This window comes from Photobacterium kishitanii (assembly GCF_003026355.1).
Lineage (GTDB): Bacteria > Pseudomonadota > Gammaproteobacteria > Enterobacterales > Vibrionaceae > Photobacterium > Photobacterium kishitanii.
Genome location: NZ_PYON01000020.1, coordinates 36,006 through 49,772, shown reverse-complemented (window position 1 = coordinate 49,772; position 13,767 = coordinate 36,006). Strand labels below are relative to the sequence as shown.

The 13,767-nt window shown below is 37.6% G+C and carries 13 protein-coding genes; 7 read left to right on the top strand and 6 right to left on the bottom strand.

The features are described 5' to 3' along the window. Window positions 1–35 precede the first annotated feature (35 nt). Window positions 36–383 (top strand): hypothetical protein, encoded by a 348-nt coding sequence (locus tag C0W29_RS17980; RefSeq protein WP_045041293.1) that lies wholly within the window; start codon window positions 36–38, stop codon window positions 381–383. A 65-nt stretch (window positions 384–448) separates the two neighbouring features. Here C0W29_RS17980 and C0W29_RS17975 read toward each other — a convergent pair whose 3' ends face one another. Continuing rightward, on the bottom strand, window positions 449–1,558 hold the full coding sequence (locus C0W29_RS17975; protein ID WP_235869048.1) for a hypothetical protein: 1,110 nt from the start codon (window positions 1,556–1,558) through the stop codon (window positions 449–451). Window positions 1,559–1,797: 239 nt separating this feature from the next. Between C0W29_RS17975 and C0W29_RS17970 the strand changes: the two genes are divergently transcribed. From C0W29_RS17970 to C0W29_RS17960, 3 genes are all read left to right on the top strand, one after another. Beyond that, complete coding sequence (locus tag C0W29_RS17970; RefSeq protein WP_045044747.1) at window positions 1,798–2,079, top strand: hypothetical protein; 282 nt, start codon at window positions 1,798–1,800, stop codon at window positions 2,077–2,079. Between the two features lie 243 nt (window positions 2,080–2,322). Further along, window positions 2,323–3,522, top strand: a complete 1,200-nt coding sequence (locus C0W29_RS17965; RefSeq protein ID WP_045044746.1) for an enoyl-CoA hydratase/isomerase family protein — start codon at window positions 2,323–2,325, stop codon at window positions 3,520–3,522. A gap of 108 nt (window positions 3,523–3,630) precedes the next feature. After that, window positions 3,631–4,389 carry an SDR family oxidoreductase gene (locus C0W29_RS17960; protein WP_045044745.1) on the top strand — a complete coding sequence of 253 codons (759 nt, stop codon included), beginning with the start codon at window positions 3,631–3,633 and terminating at the stop codon, window positions 4,387–4,389. Between the two features lie 12 nt (window positions 4,390–4,401). On the opposite strand, the gene C0W29_RS17955 is transcribed toward C0W29_RS17960, so the two are convergent. Further along, window positions 4,402–4,509 (bottom strand): hypothetical protein, encoded by a 108-nt coding sequence (locus C0W29_RS17955; RefSeq protein WP_036790378.1) that lies wholly within the window; start codon window positions 4,507–4,509, stop codon window positions 4,402–4,404. A 170-nt stretch (window positions 4,510–4,679) separates the two neighbouring features. Then, window positions 4,680–5,036 (bottom strand): YibL family ribosome-associated protein, encoded by a 357-nt coding sequence (locus tag C0W29_RS17950; protein ID WP_045041289.1) that lies wholly within the window; start codon window positions 5,034–5,036, stop codon window positions 4,680–4,682. A 153-nt stretch (window positions 5,037–5,189) separates the two neighbouring features. On the opposite strand from C0W29_RS17950, the gene C0W29_RS17945 reads away from it, so the two are divergent. From C0W29_RS17945 to C0W29_RS17935, 3 genes are all read left to right on the top strand, one after another. After that, the gene (locus C0W29_RS17945; protein ID WP_045044744.1) at window positions 5,190–5,552 is read left to right on the top strand and encodes a hypothetical protein; all 363 of its coding nucleotides are present in this window, start codon (window positions 5,190–5,192) and stop codon (window positions 5,550–5,552) included. 124 nt (window positions 5,553–5,676) lie between these two features. Beyond that, entirely contained in the window at window positions 5,677–5,994 is a 318-nt protein-coding gene (gene cutA / locus C0W29_RS17940) for a divalent-cation tolerance protein CutA (RefSeq protein ID WP_036790372.1), read from the top strand. 260 nt (window positions 5,995–6,254) lie between these two features. Continuing rightward, entirely contained in the window at window positions 6,255–7,268 is a 1,014-nt protein-coding gene (locus C0W29_RS17935) for a methylenetetrahydrofolate reductase (RefSeq protein WP_036790369.1), read from the top strand. Window positions 7,269–7,378: 110 nt separating this feature from the next. Here C0W29_RS17935 and C0W29_RS17930 read toward each other — a convergent pair whose 3' ends face one another. The 3 genes from C0W29_RS17930 to C0W29_RS17920 all read right to left on the bottom strand — a co-directional run bounded on the left by C0W29_RS17930 (window position 7,379) and on the right by C0W29_RS17920 (window position 13,566). Continuing rightward, on the bottom strand, window positions 7,379–8,854 hold the full coding sequence (locus C0W29_RS17930) for a DASS family sodium-coupled anion symporter (RefSeq protein ID WP_045044743.1): 1,476 nt from the start codon (window positions 8,852–8,854) through the stop codon (window positions 7,379–7,381). 316 nt (window positions 8,855–9,170) lie between these two features. After that, on the bottom strand, window positions 9,171–11,468 hold the full coding sequence (pflB, locus tag C0W29_RS17925) for a formate C-acetyltransferase (RefSeq protein WP_045044742.1): 2,298 nt from the start codon (window positions 11,466–11,468) through the stop codon (window positions 9,171–9,173). Window positions 11,469–11,889: 421 nt separating this feature from the next. Continuing rightward, window positions 11,890–13,566: a phosphoethanolamine transferase gene (locus C0W29_RS17920; protein WP_208019746.1), complete on the bottom strand. Its 1,677-nt coding sequence runs from the start codon at window positions 13,564–13,566 to the stop codon at window positions 11,890–11,892. Window positions 13,567–13,767 lie beyond the last annotated feature (201 nt).

Sequence of the window (13,767 nt, the reverse complement as noted above, 5' to 3'; positions counted from 1 at the left end):
GACAGTGATTTAATCTATTTTGGTAAGGTAAAGATATGCGTTATTCATGGGCGATGGTCGGTGTGGTTGCACTTTTATCTGGTTGTAGTACTTCTGCTTTAACATCAACACCTTCTACAACTCCTGAGGCAAAGGCAGTATCAACCCAAACAGCTAAACCACTTACTATTAGTGAGCAGTTTATTAAACATGGCTACGATGATGGCTGTAAAGATGCATTAAATAATCAATGGCAACCATCAAAAATGATCCTTGATGATATGAAGGGTGTCGAAAAAATGAAATATATTGATGGCTGGAAACAAGGTTATAAACGCTGTGTCATTGGTTTAGGGCCGGTAGTCATCAATGATACAATGCCTATTTCTCATCAGAAAAAATAAAAAGACAATACCTTACACCTTTAAGTTACGGTAATTTTAGGCTTAGTGACTTAAAGGTGTTTGTATTATCGTGAGTTGTGGTCAGCAATGGTTCGCTGCTTTACTGGTTTAGGAATATAACGGCCTAATTCATCAATCTTACGGTTTTTAGAAAAGAACATTTCAAGTTCAATCATAATGCCAAGGTTAGCGCGATAATTGTAATCGCGTGGAAATTCAAGTTGTGGTCTCGCTGCGAGATAAAGCCAGTGCTTGTACATTCGACGTTTCCACTCGGTGGAAATCCAATAGTTCGTGACTTCCTTTATCTCATTTGTATCAGCACTTATTCCAATTGAATATTCAAATAAATCTTTATCCGTTGCGCGTTGATAAATATTGAGTTGTTGTACAAGCTCCCATTTATCACCGTCTTGCAAGTATTGAGCACTGGTTGTGGTTCTGAATATATTTTTATGATCTGGGGTCAGGGCGTAAAACCCACTCATTTGAGTAAGAGATCCAAGTCCTTTGGAATGGTAATAGAATAACTCTTGGTCGAATTGGGTGGTCCAATTTTGACTAATATTATCAACGCGTGAGAGGCTAGCTTTTGTAAAGGGATCAAGTGGTAATTTTATTTTAATACCAATATCGAAATCAGATGTCCAATTGCCAAATTGTGCATCTTGTAGCCTGAATCCTCCTATAGTATCGCCAGCTTTGGTTTTACTGCCAGATGCAATTCCCCGTTGTTTGCTTTCAAGACTATCATAATCACTTGGCTCTGAATCGAGGATCAGTTTCCAATCGCGTTTAACGTGCGGTAAATCAAGCTTGAAGTATACTTTGAAGTCGTTTTCTAACTTTCCGCGGTGGGAGTAGATTGCTCGATGACGAATTCGAAGATAACTGCGGTTAGTGAGCTTTTCTTCATCTTCATCTTTGGTAAGACTTTGATCGAGATACTCACCGATATTGTGTACTGAGTCACTCATTGATCGTTGGGAACTATCAATCCATTGCTTCATGTTATGCGATGTATCATTGAGTGGCGTAGCATGTGGTAATGAATTCGTTACGGTGTCACTTACTGTTGGCTCTTGAGTAATAGGTTCCGCGTAAATAGCTGTGGTATAGAAAAGACACAATGACAAAGAGGTGTAAAAGAAGGGGATGTGTTTTGAAGTATTCAATGTGATGTCATGTCCTTACTTTTTGTTGCGGAATTTTAATTTTTATATCATGTACGACAACTATACTGATTAAGAAATTAACGATGAATAATTAAAGTGTAGATTATTATGGTTATTGACATATTTAACATTTTATATTTATTGTTTACTTTTAGAGGTTAATACAATAAATGAGAGGCGGCAATTGTTTTTAGCTGATCGTTTTTGAGTATTATTATTGTAGTTTTTCAGGAGGTGATATGGATAGCTCAGAGTTTAAAAGTGTAAAACGAGAGATATCAGGAACTGTGAATGATATTTTTGATGATTTCGAAGAGTCAAATAGCCGCCTACCTACAATGGAAGAATTTCAAGTTATTATTGCCGATGCTGCGAGTCATTATTTAGGTCCTATAGATCAAAATGCTGTTGATGGTATTAATACAAATTTAGAACGCCAGCGGATACGTGAAAAATTATTGTGGGATGCTGCCGCTGAGCAGGAAGTGGCAATTCGTAAGCGTCGTGATAATGATGGTTAATTACTGTCGTATATTGCTCTGTGAGCGTCTAATATTAGTATTGTTAACTCGTTGATATTACGTGTAACAATAGATATATAACTTTATTTAAGACAATGAGACTATGAATAGTTGGGTTATTTGTATAATTAATGATAAAACTGAAAACTCTGTTTTCAACACTATTTCTTAACTATCAGCCAGATAGAGGCTATAAATAGCATATTATTGCTAAGTTGATGGATTATTCAAAGAGGTTTAAGGATGACTGGAAAAGTAAATATATCTGAAATTCGATGTGGCAGTGGGCATGCGGTTGGTGTATTGGAACTGGATAATGCGTCATCATTAAATGCATTGACACTGACAATGTTAAGGACGATTCAGCAGCAATTATTGCATTGGAAGCATGATGAAAACATTGTCAGCGTGATTATTCAGGCCGTAGGTGAAAAAGCATTTTGTTCTGGTGCTGATATTCGCGCACTTTACTATGCATTAGAAAATGATCCAGCAATTAATGTTACTAATCAAACCGCGAACGCGACAACAAATGATTATATTCAGCGTATAAACAATGAGCAAAGCTACTTAGCAAAGCCTTTTTTAATTGATTATTTTACAGTTGAGTATAGCTGTGATTACTTAATCCATAATTATCCTAAACCTATTATTGCATGGGGCAACGGATTGATTATGGGTGGTGGGCTTGGTTTATTTATTGGGGCAAGTCATCGAGTTGTTACCCCGTCAGCATTGCTTGCGATGCCGGAAGTGAAAATTGGTTTATATCCTGATGTTGGCGCAACGTGGTTTTTAAATCAGCTCCCAGCAGGGATTGGTTTATTTTTGGGTTTAACTGGCGCAGATGTAAATGCGAGTGATGCATTGGATCTGGCAATGGCTGATCATCTTATTGTTGATGGTGATCGTGAACATCTAATTAAACAATTAAAGCATTACCCTTGGCAAAATACAGCAGAAAATCAAGTTGCTACAGTTATAACTGAAATGTTAACTAAGATAGCTACAGACTCAGAGAGGCAGCGTCCGCCGAGTCAAATGATTCCGTATTTTCCTCAAATTCAAGCTGCTTGTGTTGCACCAACACTTGATATTGTTTATGAACAAATTAATGCTATTTCAGGGTTAGGATGTTGGCTTGAAAATGCTAAACAAACGCTTATGGATGGCAGTCCATTATCGGCTCATATTTGTTTTCAGCAAATACACCAATACCACCAAGCAAGTCTGGCTGATTGTTTCTTAATGGAACTATCACTTTCTGTTCGATGTGGATTGCTCGGCGAATTTAAAGAGGGTGTTCGAGCACGATTAATTGACAAAGACAACCAGCCAAAGTGGCTATATAAGACTATTTCAGAGGTTGATACACATCTGGTTGATAGTTTATTTATGCCTCTATGGCACAAGCAAGCAAATCCATTGACTGATTTGATCTAATTACACGAATAATTAAACGATATTGTGCTTTATCCATTTTTTCGCGTTGTTGATGTTAATCAGTGTCTTTGGAGTATATTTATAAAACAGCTTTAGGAGCTAATTAACGTGGACATTGAGAATAGTGTTGTTGTCATAACAGGAGCAAGCCAAGGGCTAGGACAGATGATGGCAGTAACGCTTGCACAGATGGGAGCACAGCTCGCTTTAATTGATGTGAATACGGCAGGGTTACGACAAACGCAAGATCAATGCCATATGCTAAATAGTCTGGCACGTATTTATGAAGCGGATGTGACGAATGAAATTGAAGTCGAACAAGCTTTTTCAAATATCATTGAGGACTTCGAGCATGTTGATATATTGATTAATAATGCTGGCATCCTTGATGATGGTTTGTTAGTTAACAAAAATCACAATGGCATTAGCAAAATGTCATTAGAACAGTTTCAAACAGTGATGGATGTTAACGTAACAGGTACATTCCTATGTGGCAGAGAAGCAGCTAAGTGGATGATAGAGAATGAAACCAAAGGCGTTATTATCAATATATCAAGTGCGGCTCGTGCTGGAAATATCGGTCAAACAAACTATGCTGCCTCGAAAGCGGCTGTAACAACGATGGCTGTAGGTTGGGCTCGAGAGTTAGGCCAATACGGTATCCGAGTTGCTGCAATTGCTCCTGGTCTTATTGATACACCAATGGCTGCACAAATTAATGATGACACGATTGAGCAAATGTTGGCGGAAGTGCCGCTAGCGCGTATTGGTGACCCAACAGAGATTGCCCATTCGGTGAGATTCATTATTGAAAATGATTATTTCACCGGCAGGGTACTTGAAATTGATGGTGGCTTACGATTGTAATCTAGCGGGTTGTTAAAAGTGGTTATACAGTGCAACTAATGCTAAAACACCACCAACGACAAACATTACCATCGATAAACCAAACGCGAATTTTGCCATATACGGCATTAGTTTTTCCATTAGAGAATCCAAAGAGCGGTGAAGAAATATATTCTACCTCATATTATGCACTAATAAGTAACACTATTGAGGTATAGCTGTATTCTTGACATAAAAAAAGATCGTCATTTGACGATCTTTTTATGCCGATTTGGCCATATTTGTTTATAAGTTACTTTACTAAACAGATATTAGAATGCTTTCGGTGCGTAACCTGTAACAGCTTTAATGCCCATACTACGGCCGAGTGCTGTCATTGGGTGAACAACAACAAGGTCTTTAACTGATTTTTTCAGTTTGCCCATATCAGCTTGTTCTGCTTTTGTTAACACGCGATTAAAAGCAAGAGATTTAACATCTTTACTTTTGTCTGTTACTACTGATGACTTACGGTGTTTAACGTTTTGCGCCTTTTTGTTCAGGCTAAGAAGCTCATCTTTAAACTGCTTGATGATAACTTTATCATCACGTTGAATAGCAGCAGCAAGTTTACGCTGGCACTTGTCCATACGGTTGTTAAGATTTTGAAGCTCTTGGTTTAAATTCATTTCATTACCTTTGTATTTACACTCGCAATACACTAAATCGTAGTGTTTACGATGAATAGGTATTGAGTTGCCGCTAGTATACATTATATTTTTGCTAACTGGATCGCTATCCGGCAACTATTTTTGTTAGAAATTGCATTTTTATGGACATATATGCCACATTCACTGTTTAGATATATAGCGGCTATCGAACATCACCAACAAAGTGGCAAGACAGACACAACTATTTCTTGCTGTACGACTGCTGATTTTTCGTATTCTGATGACGACGTTGATGTTATTCGAAAGGAAACAGAATATGACTTTGCTGATGGCGTACAAATTAAATATGTTATTGAATATGACGATGTTGCTATCGATGATAATGTTTGTCCAGAATGTTGGATAAATTACCAAGTTATGGTGGATCCTTTTGATACTATAAAACCATCAAAAAAATCATTTTATAATCGCTGTCAGCAGCAGTTTTGGCTAAAAACGATGATGATGGCTAGCAGTGATAACCACCATGATTAATTGGTTGTGGTTGCGCTTTTAGCGATAAATATTAATGATGGCAGATCGCTGCTCATTTTACGTACTTTAGTTATATGAGAGACAAGTGGTTTGATTTGTAAGTTTTGTAATGCGGAGAAATGAAATGTTAACAGATTATTGTGTCATTATTACCACGTTTGCAGATGATGATAATGGTCAAACAATCATTAATGCATTACTTGAACAGCAGTTAGCGGCATGTATTCAAGTGATACCGATTAAAAGTTACTATCATTGGCAGCAGAAAATTAATTGTGACCAAGAACATCAATTAATTATTAAAACTAAAACAGCGCTATTTGAGCGAGTAAAAGCGGAGATTGAGAAGCACCACCTTTATCAAACTCCTGAAATTATCCAGCTTCCTATCACCAATGGCTCGAAAGATTATTTAGCATGGATAAATCAAGTCTGCTTGTGATTTTATATTATTGAAAATAATACGAATATATTTTGATTTCTGCGTAGTGATTAGGTACAAGTAATTAGGGCTTTGTAAGGAAATAGCTAATTTACCATCAAAGTAATTAGCATCTGGTTGGAAGTTGTAATAGTTTTAATCCAAGGATGTAACAGTTACTAGATGCTATTTAGTGACTGTTAAGAAATATTTTTCAGAGTAGATAGAATGATTAATGGCTTTGCTTAAGCGTCTACTACAACACATGGAAGTGATTATTAATGGTAAATCAAGATCTAGTAACAAATACAGAATCAGAACTACGTGTACGTTATAACGACATTACACGCGGTGTGTACTTTATTGGTACAACCCCCCCTAAAACTAATACACCTCTAGACGAAGTTGAAACTATTGCTGATAGATTAGTGAATCGTATTAAAGATCTGGCTATCGATGGCCTTATTGTTTACGACATTCAAGACGAAGTTTCACGGACTAAAAAGCCGCGTCCATTTCCATTTAAATCCACGCATGATCCTCGCTATTATTCATCATTGCTTAATAAAAAAACGGGGCGTCCCGTCATTACTTATAAAAGTGTGGTGCAATCAGAAACTGATGCATTTGATGAATGGTTAAATGAAGCATGGCACGAATATCAAGTGCGTGACATTGTATTAGTTGGTAGTCCCTCAGCTAAAAATGAAGTGTCATTACCGTTATCAGCAGCTTATCAAGCGTTAGCTGAAAATAAGAATAACTTTTTTACTGGCGGTATTATGATTGCTGAACGCCATGCTAAAAAAGGTAATGAGCATGAACGTCTCATTGAAAAATACCAGCAAGGGTGTAATTTTTTTATCTCTCAGGCCATTTATGATACGCAAGCAACGATTGATATTTTGACCCGTTATGCGATTGAATGTAAACAAGATGGCATTAAACCACAGCGTATTTTATTGACATTTTCGCCATGTGGAAGTGCAAAAACATTAGAGTTCATTGAGTGGCTCGGTGTAAGCGTTCCAGAAGCGACTAGTTTACGTATTCTCAATGCCACCAACCCATTACATGAATCGATTAAAATGTGCTGCAATAGCCTCAATCAGATTTTAGATGCGGTAGTTGAATATGATTTGCCGTTAGGGTTAAACATTGAAAGTTTAACTAACCGTAAAGAAGAAATTGATGGTTCAATTTTATTGTATAAATTATTGCGTGCTTCAATGGATAGCCATCTAGCCAAACATGAGTTTCGTATGTTACAAAAAAATACAGTTACAGTGCTGTAGTTAATTAATGTTCAGATTATTTTGGAACTCTAGAATATAAATAATAAGCCCATACTCTTTCTTGCTGAAAGTGGATGGGCTTATTTGATCATTGGATATGTCTTAGATTGTTACATTAAGCCCAAAATAGACCACCATACAATTCCAGAAGTCATAAATATTATTGCGCCGCCAACGGAGATAATTAAACCAATTTGCATCCATTGTTTATCATTGTGGTATTGATAGCCCATTAATAATGGATTGCGTGCATGGCTATATGTTGTCAAGTTACACCCAATATTGGTGATGCCAGCCACGGCTAAAATGGAAATAAGTGGGTTAACCCCTAAAGCCATTAGTGAGCCAATAATTACTGGACCTAATGCAACCACTTTTGCTGTGCCTGAAGCAAAGAAGTAAGCGGTTATAAGATAGAAAACCATCATCACAATCAAAATTAACGTTGGACTCGCGTGACCCATATGTTGACTGATTAAATCTGATACACCATGGCCAACCCATGCGGTAAAACCAAGTTTCTTAAGTTGGCTTGCCATACCCATTAATACTGCAAACCAAATTAGCGTATCCCATGCGCCTTTTTCAGACTTCACATCATTCCAGTTTAAAACCCCTAATACTAATAGGGCAGATAAGCCAATAAATGCTGATGTGGTTGAATGTAAATGTAGAGATTGTCCACCTACCCACATAACAATCAATGCGATAAAAACAGCAATTAACTTCCACTCTGCAATACTTACTGGACCTAAATGCAGTAAAGCTTGTTTTGCATAAGCAGGAGCTTGTGGTGTGTGCTTGGTGTCTGGATTAATAAATTTAAACAGAATAAATGGAATAGTAAGTAGTAAGATCGCCGCCGGCATCAGCAAATAAAGCGCCCAGTGGCTAAAGGTCATATTAATACCAGCAACAGAAGCTGCAATACCGACTAAAGCGAGATTACCTGCAAATCCTGTTTGGAAACCTACTGCTGATGCATCGTTCATTGCACTTACTGAAGAAATTAGGTATTGACCCAACTTGCGATCATCTTTATTGATGACTTTTGCCAGTGAGTCTGCAATAGGGGAGATAATTGCTGAACGTGCAGTGTTACTAGGCGTTGCTGGTGCGATAAGAAAGTCAGCAATACCTAAACAATAAGCAATACGTAAAGAAGATTGACCAAACCAACTTAGTAGTATGAGTGCGATACGTTTTCCCAATCCTGTTTTAGCAAAGGCACGCGCAATCATAAACGCAATGACAATAAGCCAAATAAGGACATTATTAAAATTGCTGGTAGCAGCCATAATAGCTGCTTTTGCTGAGGTTTCCCCGCCAGCATGGAGTATTGCATAGGCTGAAACTGCAATAATGGCAACGGCACCTGTTGGTAAGACATTAGTCACGATAGCAACGATGGTAGCAATAAAAATAATAGCGGTATGAAATGCTGCCATATTTAATGTTGGTGGTATGTTGATATAGTGCCAACAAAGGGTACTTAATAATAAAATAATCAGTGTAGGAATAATTTTGATAGCAAAGATTGGTTCGTGTTCTGATGGTGATGTTTTTTGAGCGGCAGTTGTTGTCATTATATTCTGATTGCTTTGTTTCATATACTTATATGGTATATAAGATTTAAATAATTCACACCAATAAGTTATCTAATATCTATATTAATCATGAAATATATATCTAATATCAAAAATAATGTGTTTTCTGATAAAAAGGCAGCCAATAAGAGCTGTTTTTTTAGACTACTTAACAGCGTAGGTAGATGAAAAAAACGCCACTTTCAACTCGTTCTCGTTGAAAATGGCGTTTAAAGAGAACAAACAAAACTAGGTAGTCATGCCATTTTGTTTGTTATTACACTCTTCTAAACTGTTATATTTATTATTGTCGTCGTTATATTTTGTTCGTAAATGTGCGAGTAATTACATCCTGTTGTTGTTCACGAGTGAGTGAGTTAAAGCGCACAGCATAGCCAGAAACACGAATAGTTAACTGCGGGTATTTCTCTGGGTGCTCAACTGCATCTAATAATGTATCACGGTTAAGTACGTTAACATTTAGATGTTGACCGCCTTCAATGCCGTCTGTTGCGCCTGCCGCTTCGTGGTGGAAGTAACCATCCATTAATGCAGCAAGGTTATTTTTTTGGGTATCTTCATCTTTACCTAGTGCATTAGGTACAATAGAGAAAGTATAAGAAATACCGTCTTTCGCATAGGCAAAAGGCAGTTTTGATACTGATGTTAGCGATGCAACCGCACCGTTTTCATCACGGCCATGCATCGGGTTAGCACCAGGACCAAATGGCATACCAGCACGACGACCATCTGGCGTATTACCGGTCTTCTTGCCGTATACAACATTCGATGTAATCGTCAAAATTGACTGTGTTGGAATTGCTTCACGGTACATGTGCATAGTTTGAATCTTCTTCATGAAGCGTTCAACGAGATCACAAGCAATGTCATCTACACGTGCATCATTGTTACCGAATTTAGGGTAATCACCTTCAATCTCAAAGTCGATAGCCACGCCATTTTCGTCACGAATCGGTGTTACTTTAGCAAACTTGATCGCTGCTAATGAGTCAGCTACAACAGATAGACCTGCAATACCGCATGCCATAGTACGGCGTACATCGCGATCCATTAATGCCATTAGTGACGCTTCATAGCTGTAACGGTCATGTGAGTAATGAATAATGTTGAGTGCAGTTACATATTGGGTTGCTAACCAATCAAGCATTTCATCATAACGTGGCATTAGCGTGTCAAAATCAAGAACTTCATCATTAATTTTAGCAACTTGAGGGCCAACTTGTAGTTGTGATTTTTCATCAATACCACCATTGATGGTATACAGTAGTGCTTTAGCAAGGTTGGCGCGCGCACCGAAGAATTGCATGTGTTTACCAACAATTTGTGGGCTCACACAACAGGCAATAGCATAATCATCATTGTCGAAATCGGGACGCATTAGATCATCGTTTTCGTATTGAACTGATGAAGTATCAATTGAGACCTTGGCAGCATATTGCTTAAACGCAATCGGAAGTTGCTCTGACCAAAGAATGGTCATATTTGGCTCAGGAGCAGGACCCATTGTATGTAAAGTATGCAAGTAGCGGAATGTAGTTTTAGTCACTAAAGTACGACCATCAACACCCATACCTGCCATCGCTTCAGTTGCCCAAATTGGGTCACCAGAGAACAATGAATCATATTCAGGCGTACGTAGGAAACGTACCATACGCAGTTTCATGATGAAATGGTCGACCATCTCTTGCGCTTGTTGTTCAGTGATTAAACCGTTAGCAATATCACGCTCAACGAATACATCAATAAATGTTGATGTACGACCAAGAGACATTGCTGCGCCATTTTGTGATTTAACTGCGGCAAGGTAACCAAAGTAGGTAAACTGAATCGCTTCTTGCGCTGTTTTGGCCGGTATAGACATATCTATGCCATATGAAAGGCCCATTTGACGAATATCTTCTAGTGCTTGAACTTGATCAGCAAGTTCTTCACGTAGACGCATGGTTTTTTCTAAATCTTGGCCTTGCTCAAGGAAAGATTGAGTTGAGTTATACTGTTCTAATTTATCAGCTTTAAGAAAATCAATGCCGTATAGTGCTAAGCGGCGGTAATCACCAATAATACGTCCACGGCCATAAGCATCAGGAAGACCTGTGATAATGCCTGAACGACGACAAGCTAAAATTTCTTTAGTGTATAAATCAAAACATGCTTTGTTATGTGTTTTACGGTAATCAGTAAAGATTTTTTCAACCATTGGGTCTAATTCACGACCGTAAACTTCACATGAATTTTTCACCATGCGAATACCGCCATTGGCAATAATTGCACGTTTTAATGGTTTATCAGTTTGAAGACCAACAATTGTTTCAAGATCTTGGTTAATATAGCCAGCACCATGAGAGGTAACTGTTGAAGGTAAGTCTGTGTCAAAATCAACCGGTGCATGAGTGCTGCTTTCTTGCTTAATGCCTTCCATTACATCATTCCATAATGATGTTGTCGCATCTGTTGCATCGGCTAAGAAAGACTCATCGCCCTCATAGGGGGTGTAGTTAGTTTGAATGAAATCACGCGTATTAACGCTAGTCTGCCATTCACCTTTACTAAAACCATGCCATGCTTCAAGCATGTCAGTTGTTGGGATTGTCATAATACTTACCTCTAACTAAAAATTTGAATGCAGTGATCAGGGGTGACAACTGATCGCTATTTGATTGAGTACGGTTCATCCAACCTTGTAAGTGTTGAATCGAGGTGCTGATTATTACTTTCTATATTAATAAGTTGGCTTTTTTTATTGCTGCAAAATTAGACCTAATTTAGGCGTAATATGCTGCCTGTTTGCCTTGAGCTAATAGTATGACTAATACCATAATGAGTAAAATGAATGCTTTTCATTTTTAAAATGCATGATGTGCATGTATTGGTATGCGGGTATGCGGGTATGCGGGTATGCGGGTATGTGGGTATGCGGGTATGCGGGTATGCGGGTGTAAAGATCAATAATAGGCGTTTGCAGCGACCAAAAAGGGCGCTGCAAATAGGATGGTTAGTTCGTTAATATTGTCAAATTATGCGTCAGTACTGCATTTCTTAAACATATCTAACGATGGATTGTATAGTTTCGTGGATATATGCATAAGCCCTAGCACGCTAGAGAATAGATTATCTTGAGATAGACCGCTCTTTTCATTGAGTGCCATTTTGTTTAGACAAGCCATATCGATACCACGTTGTTTAATGAAACCATCACCAAACCAAGTGATTAAAGGGACATGCTTCTGATATTTAGGTGCAAACATATACGGTGTACCGTGTAGATAAATTCCGTCTTCACCGAGGCTTTCTCCATGATCACTTAAGTAGAGTAAAGCGACATTATATTTAGGTTCATAGGTTTTCAATTTGTCAATTATCTTTGACAGAACGTAATCCGTGAAATGGATAGTATCGTCGTATTGATTCACCAATTCTTTGTGCGTACAGTTTTGAATGTCACTGCGATTACAACGAGGCGTAAAAGTTTCCATATCTTTAGGTACACGCTCGTAATACGTTGGACCATGACTACCGACTAAATGGAATGCAACGACTTTAGATCCAGTTCCCATGTCTGTGATTCGTTTATCCAGCCCTTTTAATAACACAGTGTCATAGCACATTTCGCCATTACAATATTTTGGATTGTCTTTGGGATTTATTGCAACATACGAAATACGTTTAGCAACCCCTTTTGAGCCCCCATCATTATCTATCCAGAGTGTTTTAATACCTGCTATGTGTAACATGTCCATCAGGTTGTTTTCATGATGGGCAATATTGGCATCGTAGCCTTTTCGAGTCATATTGCTAAACATGCAGGGTACTGAAAGTGCCGTATAAGTACCACAGGATTGCACCATACGGTAGCTTTCTAGATTTGAAAGCGATTGTGTATATGAATTGGTGTCGTTACCTTTATAGCCATTTAAAGAATAGTTATAAGTACGTGCTGTTTCCCCAACGACTAAGAAGAATAAAGTGGGTTTTTTACCTTCATCTGCTTTAACAACATGAGAATCTGTTCCGATATCTCTGAATTTGATTGGCTTGGTAAAATAGGTCTCTTTTATATATTTTTCTAGCCCATAAATAGGGTAAGTAGGTACGATCATTTTTTGGAGGTAGTGATTATTACGTCCAATGCTAGCAAAATCTTTGTAATGAGAAAAAGCCAATCCACCCGCGATTACAAGTGATAATACGCCGACCAAAATATTCTTTAGTGTCGATAATATATAATGTTTGGGGCCGCCAAATTGATGTTTGTGAAGGCAAATCAAAATAACTGGAATAATACCGGTGATAACGACCCAAGAGATAACAGAGACATTCAGATATGACAATGCCTCACCTTGATCGGTTGAGAAGATATTTAGCCACATTTGATCGGTAAAGAGTACGTCATAGTTTAATGTTTGAAAACTAACAATACTCGAAATAAGTGTGATAACAGATAATATCGTTTTCGTTAAATAGGGTATATATACTGAGAATATGATCGAGAAGATGCTATTTAGCGCAAAAAATAAGAATAATCCACAAATGACTTTGAGAACGATCCCATGTGTATCGACAGTATCAACAATGCTATTGAACTTCGATAGCACTGGATGATTTAAGACCACTGTGAAATACAATGATAGTAAAGCGATCATCCAAGTATAGGATGTACGAATTCGCTTTAAAGGAGAAAGATTTTTATTCAAAGGTGAAAAACTCTATTTAATAAGTAAGGACGTTTGTTGATCGGATATTATCCAAACATTAACAACTTGGCTTTTTTTATTATAGATATATTAGATTTCATCTTCGGTTTTATATGCAGTGTGTTTTCTATGGTTTTTATTATGATTAATATCACCATGGAAAAAATGAACAACTCTAATGATATATTTTATGTATGTATT